We start from the raw sequence: 16789 nt of genomic DNA, 5'->3' as shown, positions 1-16789 counted from the left end.
AACGTTTTTGATGATTTTCAAGGCTTGTTATCCTCCACTATTAATGAACCCCTCATATTGTAATGCAACAAGCCACAATATTCTCTGCACTGAATTGGGAATTCTCCTGTTTGATCTGGTGCAAACCATGCGTGGTTTACATGACCAGGCACTGCATCTTCAAAGACCACCCAGTCCGGGATATTAAAAGAGTGCATTACATCTTTTGAATAAATCTCAAATTTATACGCGTGCCCTTTCTTTAGGTGTAATGTGCTTATTTCCTTTGTTCCATCAGCATGCTCAAAGCTCCAGAACCACTGCTGAGCTATAACCTTGATTGTTTCAGCATCTGCAGGAACCTCTTCTATCTCTTTTTGTACAATCCAAGAATCAACACCAACGTAAACTAGAATTGCAATTACTACACCAACAAATACCCATTCTGCTGTATCATGACCCATCTCTAATGGCTCTCCTTTTCATAGTTACCAGCTGTTGGATCATCTAATTTCTCCCATCTGGTAGGATTCTTGTTCTTTGGATGTGACTCACGAAATCTCCAGACAAGCCAGATCAGAGTACCTGATACCACTGCACCTACTGTAAAGGCGGCAGTTGTCATTCTAAAGAACTCATTCCACACCTCAGCCCTTAGGTTGATGTATTGCTTTGCAGACTTGTCTGTACCTAGTTGAGCATTTACAAAGTGAATCTGTGGAACAAGCACTAGTGCGATTAATGCAATAATTGAAACAGCAATGACTTTCTTCATTTGCTATTTTGACGTGGATTTAATTTTCTATTTAAGCGTTTTGTAGATTGTCAGTGATCTATGCTTGCTTTTTATTTTGAAGAAAAACTTTGGAATTTCGATCAAGCAGGTTTTTGTGGTAAGGATACATGGTAGAAAAATCAGTTTGTGAAATTTCACCATTTATAACCAAAACTGCACCAATGTGAACTCAGCATGGTACGTGTGTTCTATGGATACACAATTGCTTGGCAATTTTGCCATGGCATTTGAATCATTGTTAAAGGGTTTTGACCAAGTATCAGATAGTCTGATAAACAAGCAGGATTTGTCCCGTATCAGATGTACTAGTTGTGTGTCATGTAAAATGACAAACCCTGGATAGCGGTTTAGCATTGAATAGTTTCCTGACCTGTAAATATTCCAGTTGTTACAGTCAATGTCATATTCGTATCTTGAATTGTCACACTTTCAGTCAAACCCGTTTCCAATTGCTGAATCTGAATAACCATGACCACGTATTAGAGTAATGATACCATGTCATAGTTTGTCCGGACTTGGGCATAAAGTGCATCAGGATACAAAAATATCACATCGGGATGACTGGTTATTGCATCGAATTCTTTTTTTGTTACATATTCATTGTGCAAACTATTAACCCATCTTGTACTGTTTTAGGATATTAGGATTCTTGTCAACGTCGTGGTCTTTTACATATGAATAATTTAGTTTGAGAACCCATGCGCCAATAATGCTTGAAGACTGGAACCGTTTACACTTGTTGGTATTGGTACTGTGAGACAACTTGAATCACAATTTTTGCGGTAATAGTCATAGAAATCTCCCTCTTCATATGCTGCCTGAATAAAACTTGGATAGATGAACACTGTACCATGTGTGAAGCCTTTGCAACCTCCAGGTCCTTGTATATGTTTTGTAATTCATGTTTTCTCGGGATTGAAAATGACAAGAAATTTCCGTTTTGATCCAAGTGTCTTACAACATCAAACAAGAGGGACCGGAAATTTGTATAGACTGAACCTTGTCTTCTTTTGTAGAATTTATTTCTATGAAATTATTTGTAATAGAAAATTATGCATGATTACCAGGTTGCGTTTCTGTATATGCATCACATGAAAAAATGAAAAGAATTGCAAACACGACACATGGTAAAAGAGACATTTTGAAAATCCCGTACAAGACAATTTGTGCAAAGTTATTTGTCTTGGATGAATGCATGATACGTACGAACTAATTTTTTGAAAATTTATTCAATCATACCCGAAACTAGATACCTTAACTGCCGTTAGGTATTTTTCTAAGATAAAAAGGAAAAAGAGGGAAAGTTAGTTTTGGTTTAGACTAGTCTATGCTACGTTGATTGTAGTTGTCAAAGGCGGCGACAATGCGTTTGGATTGTCAATGCTCTGCCATACAAAGATTTGAGCTGTGTATGTACCAGAAGCAGTTGGAGTCCAAGATTGTGCCGGATTGAGCGATTGACCTGCAGTCAATGTACCTGTGATCCAGGAGAGTGATACTGTCACACCGTTAGCATCTTGTATTTGTACCAAGTATGCAAATGGCTGATCTTTGCTCTGGCCGTTTGCCAAGTCAGCAGTAACTTGTACTTGCTGGCCTGTCTTTACTGCACCAGTGATTGCATTGCCAAACGAGTCAACGATTCTTGGGTTTGATGCCGGTGCTCTTTCAAGCGGTGGCACAACTGTTCCAATGAATGTTGTCGAGGTCAATCTCAATTGATCAGCTGAGGTGTATGGCGGAGGCAATGTTCTATCATTGTATTCGCCTGTAACTGTATCGCCTTCAGCAACGTGGAGTCTGTTTCCAGAGGACTGGAAGTTTGTAGTAAAGTACACTGTACCTTGGAAGATACCTGTTGCTTCACCTGTCTCTGTCATGGTAAGTTTGATACCACCAGAATCAGAGTCAGACCATACGTTGGTGTCGAACTTGTCGACTGCCTTTGGATTAAGGTTCATGTCTGGGTCTACTATCTGCAATACTCCCTGGCCGTTGGCTGGGTAGCTTGCCTGCAACCACTTGATTTCTCCAATGTTCCATCGGATGAGTGCTGAACCAGTAACTGTTTGATCTCTTGTGAATTCAAACGATACTGATACACCGTCCTGTTCTTCAGAAGGTAGGAAACCGTCTGTTGGACCTGTTCCTGATGGACCTGCACCTGTTGGGTTCAAGCCATTACCGTCAACACCGCTGGTACCTTTTACATTCGCGTTACCAGTGAGTATGACGTAACCTGTGAAGATACCTGTATCGACTCCAGTCTCGACCAACTTGTAGTTGGAGATGCTGTTTCCTCTGGTTGAAACGCTGACTTTGTCACCGTTTGTTGAACCAATGGTGTCGATAAGGTTTGGATCAAAGTTGTGATCTGGTGCGACTACGGTTATGTAGACACGGTCAGTCCAGGTGTACACCTTCTGATCGAGTTCAACTGTTGCACCAAAGTTGGATGTGTAAATAGTAAGATCTATGTCTTGGCTATTTGCACCTACTACCTTGGAACCTGCTGGACCCCAGTCAGTGTATTCTAGAGTGATCTGTTCTCCTCTCTCAAGTAAGTTATTGTTCAATTGTTTTGGAACTTTAATTACTGATTGGAAGATACCTGTGTCCTTACCTGTCTCCACAAATGTAGCTGGCTTGGCATCAAATGATGATGACTGTTTACCAAGTAGACCCATTGTGCCCTTGAAGGCATGTGAGTCCCATTCGATTACATCTAGTGGGATGGTTTCAGCAGTCTGTGAATCAAGGTTCAAGTCTGGTTCCACGAGTGTGAGAATCATGTCTGAACCGATGATGTATACGGACTTGTCTGATTGTAGTACACCGTTTCGTAAGTCAAATGTGGAAGAGTCTGTGACAGTTTGTGTATTACCAGAAGCATCGTTCAAGTCTGTGTAGGTTACGGTGAGAACATCACCTTGTCTTACACAGTAGAATCCTGCTGTGCTAGTAGTTGTAGATCCGTGTGGGGTATGGAATCTGTTCCCTTCAGCAGTACCAGTAGTTCCATCTGTTGGAGTCCATACTGTTTCTGTTTTTGGACAGTCCGTACCTTGAGGACCATCAGTATATCTGATTGGCAAGTCTGCTTGGAAGATTCCTGCATCTGGAGCAATCTCGACCATTGGGCCAAGATCTCTCACAGGACCCCATGTTGCATCAGTTTTACCTGTTGCGATAGCCGGAAGGGCTGTACCGTTCAGGTTAACGATTGTACCTGGGAATACTGCTGGACCTCCAGCTGTTGCCAATAATAGTGATGAGCTCTGTCTTGTGATCTGTACAGCTACTGGGCCGTGGTTAACATCATTGACACCTAGTGCAATCTTATCAGTACCAACTGGCGATGTGTTAAAGTCCTGATCATTTACTCTGATATGGATTATAACATCACCGTTTGACAGAGTGTTGGCAGTGGTTAGACCATTGCCGGTTAGATCTCTGTGCATTGGGAATACACCTGATTCACTGGTTACAGACTTGGTTGTAGCTGGGAAGTCACCTGTAGTACCGGCAGCATTTTGTATGCTGCCAAATGGTACTGGGTATACTGCCTTGTCCAACTTGACTGAACCTGTGTTGCCTCTTATGCCAGAGTTATCTGAAACCTCTACGAGTTTGCCAGAGTTGTCTCTAAAGTCAACATAGTTGACCTTGATGTTCTGACCTACTGAGGAGATTATAGTACCTGATTGGCACAATTGGTCTGGAATTTCAAAGGTACCAGTAAAGATACCTGTTGCTGGACCAGTCTCAACTAGTGAGAAACCAGTGGCGGACAAGCTTGTTGCAAATCCGCCAGTGGTACCAGTGTTAGAGTCAACAAATGATCCTGTGCTGTTTTTAAAGCACGAACCTGTGTTGTCTGGTGTAAATAGACTGTTAATCTTGCTGTTTGACCATCTAACGTTAGCTTGACCAAATTGTACATCTACAAGTCTTCCAATTGCGCTGCCATCAGAGTACTGTCCTAGATTTGCTTTACCGATTGTATCGGTTGCATTATCTTGTGCAGTCTGTAAGATGGCACCATTTGAATTGGTTGCAGGTGTTACTGCAGTGTAGATATCAATTAGATCGTTGTTAACATTAAGGTCTGGGTCGTTGAGTGAAATTGTCACAGTATCGCCTATCTTGTATGTCTTGCTATCAAATGAAATGACACCAGTGTGAGTTGGGATATCTTGCTGTGCAGATATCTGTGTATTCACACCATCTTGTCCGAGGTCCAAGTATGTGACCTGTGGAGCACGGGCTTCTGCCTGGAGCATGTCTTGGATAGCTGGGAAGAACACGTCATGATCAATTGTTCTTAAATTGGCGTAGGTATTTGGATCAAAGATGTTCAACTGGTTTAGCATTACATACTGGTTTGTACCTGTAAAGACTCCGGTGTTGTCACCTGTCTCTGAAAGTTCATACCTGTAGATGCCGTTGTTGATTCTTTGAGCGCTTTGTGTACCGTCGCCAATTAGACCTACGGAGAAGAAGTCAGCTACAATTGGTTGACCATTAGTATTTAGTTTTGATGATCCTCCACTTACAGTGAAGTTAATCAACAGTCCAATATTAGCAGTCTTTGGTATATTGCTAAACAAGTTTTCGTTTATTATTGATGGATTTGCAATCTTTGTAGTATCTGTACTATTCAGATTGATGAAATCTTTCAATGATGTCGAGTTTGCAATAGAGATTGCCAATGGAGTACCCAATGGATGACCAGTACTGTTAGTCAATGAAGTAGTACTGTATACAAGGTATACACCTACTTTAGATATTGAACCACCAGTTGCACCGTTAATACTAGAGAATGATCTCAAGTCATAATTGAAGAAGTTGAAGCCCTTGAATCCTTCTGCGTTATTTGTACGATTCGTGTTGTGAATCGTCTTTAGCAGGGTATTCATGGTTGTCTTCAAATCGACAAAGAGTGCACTTGTAGAATTGATCTTAGTTGCTGCTCCGCTAGTATGATTTGTGAAGTTGAATATTGGTCTTGCGCTAAATGATTCATCCTCTTGCAAGTTAGTTGCAGTGGCATTTTCACCATGTCCAAAGGTAATTGTTCTTTGACCTGGAATGGTTGTAAATGCCATCTTGACTTTGCCTTCTAAGATTGCAGATTCGGCAGCTGCGCCGCCGCTAGATAAGGTAAATGGAGTTCCAATTACCATTGCTGTGGATCTCTTGTAGGTTGGATCCCAGATGAACATTCGCTCGCTAATCTTGGCGTTCTTGTTATCATCATTGTCAGTTAGAGTTACCGGGATTCTCTGACCAGATGCCCAGGTATTATTCTGAGCAGTCTGTGTCAATGAAGCAAATGAGAAACCGCCTACTATACTTGTAGAGATATCATTGTATCTTACAACTGAAGACTGGCCTCTTATTGTTGGTGAATCTACTGTTACAATGTTTGATTTCTTTCCACCGTCCCATGTACCAAAGACACCAGTATTTACACCACCTTGCTCACTAAGTGTGAGTGGTTGCGAGCCAACACCAATTGAATCAGTTCTGACTGCAGCTGGGGCACCTCTTTGAGTGCCGGTGTAAATGATCTTACCGTTTGCCTGGAAGTCAGTCACTCTGACGCTTTGTGCGGCTGGAGTGTATGTGAGCTTTCCATTGTGGTTGAACATAAAGGTGGTCAAGTTACCGATGAGGTTCTGCATACCGGCTGTGCCGTCTGCATCAACTGCACCGTTTCGGGTAAATGCCTGATAATACAATGTATTATTTGTGCTACTTGTACCCCATGTCCATGAATCATCTTCTGTTGGGTCAATGTTGAGTTGTGGATCGTTTACTTGAACGAAGACTTGAGAGTTTTGTGGATAGGCATTTCTGTCTACAGTAGTAGTGATTAGATTCGATGGAATCCTGTCAAAGGTAAGGTTGACGATTTGGTCGCCACCGCTCTTTTGATAATCAACTGTTACTGCTGATGGAATTGACGAGAAATCATAGAGCTGAATTACTGGCCAGATTTGGCCGTATTCTGTCATTGCCTTGTTGGATCCAAAACCGGATGGGTTACCGTTGAGAGTCTTGTTTTCTCTCACAACATGTTCCATCATCTTTGTAGTCAGTGTGCCAACTGAATCACTACAAGCGCCCAAGTTACTTGTGGTAATTGGAGTGCCTGCAGTGTGATTTGTAGAGCCAAAGCCACCTCTTGCGATGGTGAATCCCTTTGTATCCGAGAAGGATAGTCCACCAAGTGCACCACCTAAGGTGCTGGTTGGGGCACAGAATCCACCAAAGTTGAGGCCTTCACCTGTAATACCCAATTGGGTATTGGAGGCAGCAATTGCCTGATTTCTATCCGCAAAGTACGCATACCAATTTCCGTCTGTGCCTTGAGCCATTCTCAGTCTCTTACCGTTGACGGTTACAACAGGTTCACCATAAGCCTGGTCTAATCTGTTTATATTAGGATCAGCCACGACTACTTGGATTACTTGAGGACCGGCAAAGTAGTTGTTGAATTGAGAATTCTCTGCAGAGACAAACAAGTTTGCGTTTGTTGAAGTTTGTGCTTGTACGTGTGGTAATGCGTTTGGCATTCCAACGACTGCACTACTTGCAACAAGTATTGTTAATAGTGTTAGACTAGTTATTTTTCGTATTGTTTCGTTGTACATAGTTATTGTAATTTTTGACCGGAAATTGATATATAAGCATAATGGACGAATTGTTCATTTTTTTGTGTTGAATTGAGTAATTTGTACATCATGAGACAAATTTATGAAAATTATATCATGGTACAATAAAGAACTTACAAAATTGTCCTTTTTTTGCTGATCCCACCAGATCTTTCAGTTTTTTCTCTAATTAATGTAGCCATTGAAACCATGTAATTGCTGTAACATAAAGGATGCTCAGTAAAGCATGTCACCATTGCAGATACTATGATTGAGACTTGGTAACAACTAGGATCTTGTTAGATATTTTGAGTAAAATTTCTGTAGATACAAATAGTGTACATATACAGATGTGCCAATCTCGTAAGATGAATTGATTCTATTCGTGCTTTGAGTCGGACCTAAAAAACCAGACTGGACATTGCGTACCCAAGTCTGCACCAAAATTAACAGCAGATGTTATTATCTTAATTTCTCTTTTTCCGATCCCTTGGGGTGTTTAATTTAAAATCTAAAAATCTTGAGCCAATTACAACGTCAATATCATTTTCTTGCAATGTGTTTACTAGAAACAAAGTTTGTCCCGGTCATGCTACTGTTTCCGTCAATCATCCTCTTGAATAATTTGCAACAATCTGGCAATCACGTTTCATAGGTTTCTCCAGAGGTGGTCAATCTGCTTTCTGAGATCATTTTTAATCTTTTTAGAAAAAGCTTGATTGCATTGTATTCTTCGATTATATCATGATATATCACGATATAATAAAAAATATCGAATCAGCATTTAAACAAAAAATCTGCACCTATGAAATTGGCGCATTATTTTCCCAGCATCTCAGATATTTTTTCAAAACTCCACTGCCCACATCGGTCTTGTTCTATCTTTACCAAGCCCCTGTCTTTCATTTGAGATATTGTATATACTGCAAACGGCAGAGCACCTGTCGCGCCAGGAGAATTGTAATTTAATATGTGAAATGATTTTTCGCCTTGTGCAATTACAACATCTGGTACAAACTTGCCGTCCTTGTCTATCACTGATGCGCGAATTCCAGCAGTTCCCCGTTTTTTGAATTTTTTTGGGTCTACCTTTGGAAGAAATTCCCTTACTTGGTTTATCATTACCGTTTTCGATAGTGAGGACAACAGTTCTCCTAAAGCCAGCGAGATGAACTGAGAATCAAATAATATTTTTGCAGCACCAGAGGAAAGCATTTCAAGTACCTTGGACGGCATTTTTTTCATGTCTTCTGATAAAGTATATCCATATGGACTAAAGACAGGCACTGCATTTGGCCCAACCTCGCACCTTCCGTCAGAGCGGACAATCCAGTGCGGGTCTAGAAATGGGTACTCGGGGTGCTTGGGTACGGAATATACGCTTGTCTTTGTAAGACTTTGATATTCAGGTCCTGCCTTCCAGTACTCTCCTCGAAAATAAATGTCGGTAAGATCAGTCCTTACACCCATCTGGTGTGCTATGTCAATCGACATGCCTCCTGCTGCATTGATTAGAAAGCCAGTCTTTATGGTATCGCGGTTTGTTTTTATTTCAAGAAAATCTTTCCTGTCTGAAATATGCCCTGCCCTTGTGTTTAGCAGAAATGTTGCGCCGTTTTGTTTTGCATCCTCCATGACATATTCTGTCAGGATGCCATAGTCCACCGATGCATCCCTTTTGCAAAAAATTGCCTTTTGGCACGATACCTCTGGCTCTAGTTTCTTTACATCAGTACCGTCAAGCAAGACGATATCGTCTTTTTCCAGTCCGTTTTGCTCACCCCACAACATGTATTTTTCAAGTCTTGTGATTCCTGGCTCGTCAAGTGCAACCTCGAGCACCCCATCTTTTTTGAATGGGAGATTTTTTTGTTTGCAATATGTTTCCCACATCTCAAAGCCTAGATGTGCCGATTTTGCAAATATCCTCTTTTTTTCAGGGTCATAGAGAAACGGTGCATGCACTTTTCCTGTGTTTCGTGAGCTTGTGTGAAACCCTGCCTTTGGTGCCTGGTCAAGCACCAGTACCTTGCTTTTTGTTGTTTGTGAGAGAAAATATGCAATCGATGTCCCAAGTATACCTGCGCCAATTATTGTTATGTCATACTTCAATTATTTTCTGTCAGATAAACGTGAGAATTAGATGTTTTGCTAAATATATGCTCAAAAGATCCAAAGATTTTACAATTGATATTTCACATATGATTTATCTCTGTTTGCTCAACTCCATGTTTCTCTTTTTTGCCGCAAGGCAAGAGTACTAATTTCAGGTACTTTTTTTTCAAATTCATCAACTGTTTTTTTTCTATTCATCGAGTTTTGTCTACCCGACAAGACCTACATAACATGTAACAAGAAATTTTATACATCTCCAAGATGTTTTGTTTGGCATTGCCTGCCAGCGGAAACCAAAAGCTTGCGGTCAGATGAAACAAGTGTCGAAGACGTATTCTTGGCAACATGTATGTAGAGACAATCATAAAAATGCAGTCCATGCCTTAGGGACATTTCAAGTATGCCCGACATGAGATTTTAGTAACTTTGCATTAGAACCATTTTTTATCATCACATTAAACAGACACTTGTATCAGAGAGCCCACCTTTCATCTCGTGATGTCCTTACAGCCCTTGCAATGTCACTTTTCTTCGGATGTTCAAGTATTGATCGTAGCTTGTCCATGTTTTTGCCCAAGTTTTTTTTCCTCGATTATGCTTCTGTATGTTTTTTAGAAAAGATACGGACTGAATCTTCATGAAATATCAGGACACATATTATGTGGATTGTTTGCAGGCGCTGCAAGCCTGAGTTTTAGGTATACAATACTTGCGGGTCTCTTTGCGGTACTAATTGACTCGGATCATCTTATTGCACTGACACATCTTGACGCACTATCCAGGATGAGCCATTCAATATCATTTGGGATAATTTCTGTCATAGTACTGATGATATTATTTGGAAAACGAAATTACCTACTTGGAGCTGCTGCCATTGCAGGGTTACTGTCACATCTTTCCTTTGACACATTTGCAGGAGATGCCAAGTTTCCACTCTTTGTGCCATTTTACAACCACCAGATGTCATTCCCACATGAGACATGGATATTTTTTGAGCTAGCTGCAGTACTATCAATAGGAATTGTTACCATACTGCAAAGAAAACCCTACAAAGATACCAATAGCTGCTCGAGTATACAGCTTTGATCTGTACAGATATTGCAAGGTTGTTCTAGGTCTGTTCACAAGAATTTACAGTACCAGTAAACCGACTGATACTAAACAATAAGCACATCATGAATCAAAGATTTCATTGTACTTCTAATGAGATTCTAATGGGTACCAAGTAACATTATAAAGGAACGCAAATCAAGATTCCAAAGAAGCCCGGTAGTGTAGCGGTCAAGCATAGGGGCCTTTGGAGCCCTTGACCCCAGTTCGAATCTGGGCCGGGCTATCTGTTAGAATTTCATGTGAAACACTATCAATCTCACAAGAGATCTGTAAAGTCTTGAACTGTCAATCCAGCCTCTTCAATAATGGCCCTCAGAGTACCTCGGGCTATCTCCTGGTGGTTTGGAACTGTCAATCTTTTGTGTGGTGTTTTTCTGTGTCTTAAAATAATGACTTCCAGTTTGATGATCTGCTTCATAGCCAATCTTTGCTAGCGCCTTGATAACTTTGATTGCAGAAACTACTGGAATTTTAGGTACTTACTTCTACAAGTTTCTCTTCTATATGAGGAAGAGGCTCATTGTGTTTTTTTAGACTTTGTAGATATCCATTTACTGCATCTTTAATGTTAGCCAGTGATTCTTCACGTGTTCTTCCCTGCGATATACAACCAAGTAATGATGGACACTTGGCCACAAATATTCCATCTTCGTCTTGCTGTATCAAAACTCGGTACTTCATAATGATTCATTTTGATCTTTTATTTACTTAAATGTTTTATCCAGATGTAAATTTGCCAAGTTTTAGAATATCAGATAAAAAGTACAAACCAAGATGATACCATTACACATAATGCATGCCAGATGAAACAGGCGGACTGACATGCGGGAATAGCGTAATTCCAACAAGTATTGGAATTACAATCAACAGTACAGGTATGATACAAAGCATTATCCCAAGGTATAGACAGTTCCGAGCCTTTTTTGGGTCATCTTCGCGTATGACAAAAAATGCAATTATTCCCCCAATTACATTAAATACGATTGGCAACAAGAACCAAAAGCTGCTGCGCCTTTTTACCTGCATGGTACCATTATACGTCAAAGACTAATTTAAGTTAGATTCCAGGATGATAAAAAATGCCAAATATGTTTAGTTCTAGCACTAGGGCTAATAATACTAGCACATTACCAACACTGCAACCTGCAATCAAAGATCGAGAGGAAATTAAGAAAATGCAAGGTAAATCACAAGTGATCAAAGGTTTTAAGAAAAAAATAGAAAAGTTTGATGATCCTTCAAAACATGGAAAGCCATTATATCGAAACTGGAAAGGTCTTCAAGAAGAACATGTCGCTAGTTCTGTCATTTTTATATTTAGGTGGTTGCCAGAGCAAAATCTTAGTTTATCTATTTTGATGGCCACAAGAACTTGTATGGCAGAGACAGGTTATAGTAAATCTTTTTCCAGCGCTGGAAATATTTCACAGTTCCAGTTTCGACAGCATCTTTGTTGCAACCACAAATAGTATCGCAGCGCCAACGCCAAGTATTATCATCTCTTGTGCAACCATCCCATCAAAGTACCCAAATATTCCTGCGCGAACCACATCAACAAGATATGTCAGAGGGTTGAGATAAAATGCAGACGACAAGATTGGCGGGGCTCCCTGTGCAGGATAAAATGCAGTGCTCACAAATGCAAAGAACAAAAACGCCGTATTGATTACAACATTAAACCCCTCACTTGACTTTAGCCTAGTTGATATGATTGATGCGATGGAGCCAAACAGTATGGAACCTGTAATTGATGCAAATACAACAAGCGGTATGGTAAGTACATTAAACTGGGCCTGCTTGAAAAAGAGCGGATATCCCACTGCAGTTATCATTGCAGCAGAAACAAGCCCGATTATTCCGATGGTGTAAACATTTGAAAGGATGTATTGTGCACGCGTAAACGGCCCTACAAGTATCTGCTCAAACATTCCATGCCTCCTGTCGTTCCAGATTATTATCCCAGAAATCAGGGTGCTGTTCATTATGTTAAACCCAATCATCCCTGTTGCAATAAAGGCAGGATAGTCAAGTGTCCTTCCCCCGAACGGAACCTGGTGGATTAGTGCAGTATATGCAAAGCCTGCAACAAAGATGTAGATCAGCGGAAAGACAATCTGCCATATGACAAATCCCATGTTGAGGGAAATTGTCAGGTTCCTATTGACCAGGCGAATTATTGGATTCATTAGAATTTTTCACCACTGAAAGAAATATCTCTTCCAAGCTTGTTGGGACCACGCTGAGGTCTTCTACTGGAATGTGATTTGATGCGAGTATCTTCAGCACATCCTGCAGTACCTGCTCTGACTGTCCAGAATGAATGGTAATGACAACACCCGAGTCATGTTCAATTGTGCAGTTTTCAATGTTGCTCAAAAGAGACGAGATGTTTTGTTGCGTCCCGACATGTATCTTGATAGTTTTTTGCCTGCCAAACTTGTTTTTTAGCTCATCAGGTGTGTCCACTGCAATTATCTTCCCCTTGTTTATTATTGCGATATCATCACAGAGGTATTCAGCTTCTTCTAAAATATGCGTAGTAAAAAATATTGTCAGCCCGTCCTTTACTTTTGATTTTATAAAATCAAGCAGGCTCCTTCTTGCAGACGGGTCAAGGCCCACTGTTGGCTCGTCCAAAAACAAAAGTTCCATGTCATGCATGAATTCACGTGCAACCTGCACTCTCCTCCTCTGGCCTATTGACAGGTCATCGTTCTTCTTTTTTCTAATATCTACAAGATCAAATGCGACAAGTAATTCTTCTACTCTGTTTTTTCGTATTTTTTTCTCAACATTCCACATCATACCATATTTCTCAAGTGATTTTTCTACACTCAACGTAGGCTCGTAGCTTGGCTGCTGGAGTACAACCCCAATCTTTTTTCGTATCTCAAGTGGTGATTTTGTACCATCAATTCCCAAGATGTTCATAGTTCCAGAACTTGGAGGAATTAGTGTAGTCAGCATCTTCATGGTTGTTGTCTTGCCAGCACCGTTTGGACCCAAGAATCCAAAGATCTTTCCACTCTCCACCTTTAGGTCAATGCCATCCACTGCAGTGAAGGAACCGTATGATTTTGAAAGCGAGTTTATCTCTATACTAAACATATTCAACAGTCATTTTTCTCACTAATTTATGTACTAGATATGATGATACCACGTAGTTTAGTGTAGGAAGCAAGTTCTTTGTCGGAATTAATCCACGGATGGTTTGAAGACAAGCATGGCTATGACTTGGGTCCTCCGAGTTTAGCGACGGTCCACTGTGAACATATCCACCCACGGCACCAACAACAATGAATCTTGCAGTTACAAGATTCCAGATTTATTCAGCATTCAAGATACCCATACGTTATAAGAAAAATTAGAAAATATATAAATATGTAAGGGTAACTAACCACATGGTAATAATAAAGAAGAAAATATTGAAAGGACAAACATACTATTATCTAAATCACAGTATAAGAGAAAATGGAAAAGTTCGACCAAAAGAAGTTTACCTAGGAAAAAAGATTCCCGCAAACATAGAAAAAATCAAGAAAGATTTTCTTGATGACATATACAGAAAAAAATGGTATGATAACATAGATACAATCGAGAGAAATTTTGCAAAAAACTGGAGGGTGATGCCAAAACTTGTACGAGAGAAGGAATTGGAGAATTTTGCAATCAACTTTACATATGATACCCAAAAAATAGAGGGTTCCACACTCACCCGCAGAGAGACCTTTGACCTGCTGGAAAGAGGTATCGCTCCAAAGAGCAAACCAATGAGAGATGTTCAAGAGGCAGAGTCACATAGAGACCTTTTCTTTGAAATCCTAAAATCAGATAGAGATCTGTCCTTGAATCAAGTTCAAGAATGGCATTGGAAGCTCTTCAGCAAGACCAAGACAGGCATTGCAGGAAAGATCAGAAATTATCAGGTAGCCATAGGAGGAAGCAAGTTCATGCCACCATCTCCTGTGAAAGTTTTCCCTATGCTAGTAGAATTCTTCAAATGGTACAATAAAAACAAAAACAAATTGCACCCAGTAGAGCTTGCGGCATATTCACATTTGAAATTTGTTGCAATCCACCCATTTGGTGATGGTAACGGTAGAGTTTCAAGACTAATCATGAATTTCATACTGGACAGGAAAAAATATCCCATGTTAGATATTTCATATGAAAGTAGAAGTGGTTATTACAATGCACTTGAAAGGTCGCACATAAAAAAAGAGGACAGGATATTTCTACAGTGGTTTATCAAGAGATACATAAAGGAACACAAGAGATATCTCAGATAGGTTTCTTCCAGCAATAAAAGACTCGAACTGAAACGATCACAAGTCTCTTTTTTCACTCCCTCTTTGCAAACGGCAAGGTCTACATAAACGGCATTGAAGGGTTGCGGTCATTTGCGAAGGAAGGAATGGTAAAATATTACGGTATCAGTCTGGACAAGTTTCTGCTTTACATCAAGGAAATGGAATTGTATACAACAACAGGGACACTGATACCTTTTCATTATTGATAGATTATGTATTGTGTGTTGGATAATTGGCAATCACCTACGAAATTATGGATTAATATCAAAAAAGATCGCTTGTCTAAAACAATTTTTATATCATACACATTCCATCAAGATTTCATTGTCAGAATTTGATTCGTTGTTAAGCAAACTATTAGAGCAAAGACCCGATGTTACCAAGGCACAGATAGACGAGCTCATCCAAAGAAAGAAGGAAAAGATCGGTGCAGGATATCTAACAGACCAGGGTGCACTGTTTCTGATAGCATCAGATCTTGGAGTATCGCTAAACGAGCCCCTGAAGGTGGAGATGGGCCTCAAGGACCTCTATGTCGGTGCAAAGGAAATAACGCTTGCAACCAGAGTGATGAATGTTTATCCAATAAAACAATTTTCCCGCAAGGACGGTTCCCAGTTTTTGCTGCGTACCATGACAGTATATGACGGTGATTCACGAGCGCAGGTAAAGTTGTGGGATGAAAAGGCAAACTTGCCGGGAATTGAGAACCTCAAACCAGGAGACTTGGTCAAGATAATCAAGGCCTATGTAAAATCAGACATGAAGGGAAATCCAATAATCAATGTGGGTTCTGGCTCTAACATAGAACCAAATGGAACAACAAGTGCTATACCATCCTTGGATGCAATAACAGATGATGTAAGCAACGTAAAAGAGAACCAGCAGAACCTAGTGGTTACAGGAATTCTTGACGGAAATCTTCGAACAACGGAATTTACAAACTTCAAGGGAGAGCCAGGCAAGTCACTCCAGCTCAGACTAAAGGGAAAGGATGGAAACATAATGCGAGTTGTACTATGGAACAAGGACGAAAGCACGATACCCAAAGTTGTAACATCTGGTGCAAAGACAAGACTGATTGGAGTAAAGACAAAGGTTGGCCAGATGGGTCTTGAGATCCATGGAGATGAAGGGACGGTACTAGAGATAGAGGGAGCTGCAGAGATCCAGCCTATTACCATTAGAATTTTATCCATGACAAAAAGCGATTCTGGAAACACGCTGATCCTTGGCACAACACAGGACAAGAAGCTTGTAAGTATATCAGACATGGCACAGATAACAAAAGATCTTTCAATCGGAGATGTAGTGGAATGTATGCCATCAAAGGTTTATGGAAAATCAATCATGTTAGAGGGCGACTCGTTTGTAAGAAAAGTAGCTGATCAAGGTATCCCAACATTGTCAGAGATTAGAACAAAGATAAAGGATGTAAAACCAGCCGAGATATTATACTGTGTAGAAGCAATAATTCTAAAAGCTCCAGAAAAGCGCGAGATCCAGACAAAGACTGGAGAAACCGTATTGCTTTCCGAGACATTCATCGAGGATGACACCGGACAAATCTGGCTCAAGGGCTGGAGGTCACAGGCAAGGTTATTGGAACAGTTCACACAGGGTGAAATCATTACAGTTACTGCAGTAAACGCCAAGGCAGGACTAGAAGGCCGAACAGAACTATTCCTTACGGCATACTCTGCAATCACGCGCAAAAACTAGATTCATCATAACAAAAAATTTCTGCACCTCAGATAAAGAATCAAAACTGCAAAATTGGAAAAATTTTGAATGTACAAAATTTCATCAATTATATT

15 protein-coding genes and 1 tRNA gene are annotated in these 16789 nt (G+C 40.4%); 5 read left to right on the top strand and 11 right to left on the bottom strand.

Annotation, left to right across the window (positions count from 1 at the left end; genetic code table 11):
- Nucleotides 1-17: 17 nt before the first annotated feature.
- From BQ3481_RS09440 to BQ3481_RS09420, 6 genes are all read right to left on the bottom strand, one after another.
- Nucleotides 18-443, bottom strand: a complete 426-nt coding sequence (locus BQ3481_RS09440; protein ID WP_157928033.1) for a cupredoxin domain-containing protein — start codon at nucleotides 441-443, stop codon at nucleotides 18-20.
- 2 nt (nucleotides 444-445) lie between these two features.
- Nucleotides 446-754: a heme transporter CcmC gene (locus BQ3481_RS09435; RefSeq protein WP_157928032.1), complete on the bottom strand. Its 309-nt coding sequence runs from the start codon at nucleotides 752-754 to the stop codon at nucleotides 446-448.
- A 500-nt stretch (nucleotides 755-1254) separates the two neighbouring features.
- Nucleotides 1255-1383, bottom strand: coding sequence for a hypothetical protein (locus BQ3481_RS11890; RefSeq protein WP_255408303.1), 129 nt, complete (start codon nucleotides 1381-1383; stop codon nucleotides 1255-1257).
- Between the two features lie 4 nt (nucleotides 1384-1387).
- Nucleotides 1388-1537 (bottom strand): hypothetical protein, encoded by a 150-nt coding sequence (locus tag BQ3481_RS09430; protein ID WP_157928031.1) that lies wholly within the window; start codon nucleotides 1535-1537, stop codon nucleotides 1388-1390.
- A 563-nt stretch (nucleotides 1538-2100) separates the two neighbouring features.
- Complete coding sequence (locus BQ3481_RS09425) at nucleotides 2101-7434, bottom strand: hypothetical protein (protein WP_157928030.1); 5334 nt, start codon at nucleotides 7432-7434, stop codon at nucleotides 2101-2103.
- Nucleotides 7435-8253: 819 nt separating this feature from the next.
- Nucleotides 8254-9546, bottom strand: a complete 1293-nt coding sequence (locus BQ3481_RS09420; protein ID WP_157928029.1) for an NAD(P)/FAD-dependent oxidoreductase — start codon at nucleotides 9544-9546, stop codon at nucleotides 8254-8256.
- A gap of 669 nt (nucleotides 9547-10215) precedes the next feature.
- Between BQ3481_RS09420 and BQ3481_RS09415 the strand changes: the two genes are divergently transcribed.
- Together BQ3481_RS09415 and BQ3481_RS09410 are read left to right on the top strand one after the other, a co-directional pair.
- Nucleotides 10216-10635: a hypothetical protein gene (locus tag BQ3481_RS09415; RefSeq protein ID WP_157928028.1), complete on the top strand. Its 420-nt coding sequence runs from the start codon at nucleotides 10216-10218 to the stop codon at nucleotides 10633-10635.
- Nucleotides 10636-10812: 177 nt separating this feature from the next.
- Nucleotides 10813-10885: transfer RNA gene (locus BQ3481_RS09410), tRNA-Gln, on the top strand.
- Between the two features lie 33 nt (nucleotides 10886-10918).
- On the opposite strand, the gene BQ3481_RS09405 is transcribed toward BQ3481_RS09410, so the two are convergent.
- The 3 genes from BQ3481_RS09405 to BQ3481_RS09395 form a co-directional block, all read right to left on the bottom strand.
- Nucleotides 10919-11080: a type II toxin-antitoxin system HicA family toxin gene (locus BQ3481_RS09405; RefSeq protein WP_320410695.1), complete on the bottom strand. Its 162-nt coding sequence runs from the start codon at nucleotides 11078-11080 to the stop codon at nucleotides 10919-10921.
- Nucleotides 11081-11133: 53 nt separating this feature from the next.
- Entirely contained in the window at nucleotides 11134-11343 is a 210-nt protein-coding gene (locus tag BQ3481_RS09400; protein WP_157928027.1) for a type II toxin-antitoxin system HicB family antitoxin, read from the bottom strand.
- 102 nt (nucleotides 11344-11445) lie between these two features.
- The gene (locus tag BQ3481_RS09395) at nucleotides 11446-11688 is read right to left on the bottom strand and encodes a hypothetical protein (RefSeq protein WP_157928026.1); all 243 of its coding nucleotides are present in this window, start codon (nucleotides 11686-11688) and stop codon (nucleotides 11446-11448) included.
- A 53-nt stretch (nucleotides 11689-11741) separates the two neighbouring features.
- Here BQ3481_RS09395 and BQ3481_RS11785 point away from each other — a divergent pair, with 53 nt between their 5' ends.
- Complete coding sequence (locus BQ3481_RS11785) at nucleotides 11742-12131, top strand: type II toxin-antitoxin system RelE/ParE family toxin (protein ID WP_157928025.1); 390 nt, start codon at nucleotides 11742-11744, stop codon at nucleotides 12129-12131.
- Here the strand turns inward: BQ3481_RS11785 and BQ3481_RS09385 are convergent.
- Nucleotides 12087-12848, bottom strand: a complete 762-nt coding sequence (locus BQ3481_RS09385; protein ID WP_157928024.1) for an ABC transporter permease — start codon at nucleotides 12846-12848, stop codon at nucleotides 12087-12089. The two genes, BQ3481_RS11785 and BQ3481_RS09385, sit on opposite strands and share 45 nt — an antisense overlap.
- Nucleotides 12820-13770, bottom strand: a complete 951-nt coding sequence (locus BQ3481_RS09380) for an ABC transporter ATP-binding protein (protein WP_157928023.1) — start codon at nucleotides 13768-13770, stop codon at nucleotides 12820-12822. The genes BQ3481_RS09385 and BQ3481_RS09380 overlap by 29 nt, the downstream gene beginning before the upstream one ends.
- A gap of 293 nt (nucleotides 13771-14063) precedes the next feature.
- On the opposite strand from BQ3481_RS09380, the gene BQ3481_RS09375 reads away from it, so the two are divergent.
- Together BQ3481_RS09375 and BQ3481_RS09370 are read left to right on the top strand one after the other, a co-directional pair.
- On the top strand, nucleotides 14064-14951 hold the full coding sequence (locus BQ3481_RS09375) for a Fic family protein (RefSeq protein WP_157928022.1): 888 nt from the start codon (nucleotides 14064-14066) through the stop codon (nucleotides 14949-14951).
- A 345-nt stretch (nucleotides 14952-15296) separates the two neighbouring features.
- A complete protein-coding gene (locus tag BQ3481_RS09370) occupies nucleotides 15297-16694 on the top strand; it encodes a single-stranded DNA-binding protein (RefSeq protein WP_157928021.1) in 1398 nt (465 codons plus the stop codon).
- Nucleotides 16695-16789: the final 95 nt, after the last annotated feature.

This window comes from Candidatus Nitrosotalea okcheonensis, assembly GCF_900177045.1.
GTDB lineage: Archaea > Thermoproteota > Nitrososphaeria > Nitrososphaerales > Nitrosopumilaceae > Nitrosotalea > Nitrosotalea okcheonensis.
Note: the sequence above shows the minus strand (reverse complement) of the source record. Positions and strands in the feature narration are given on the sequence as shown.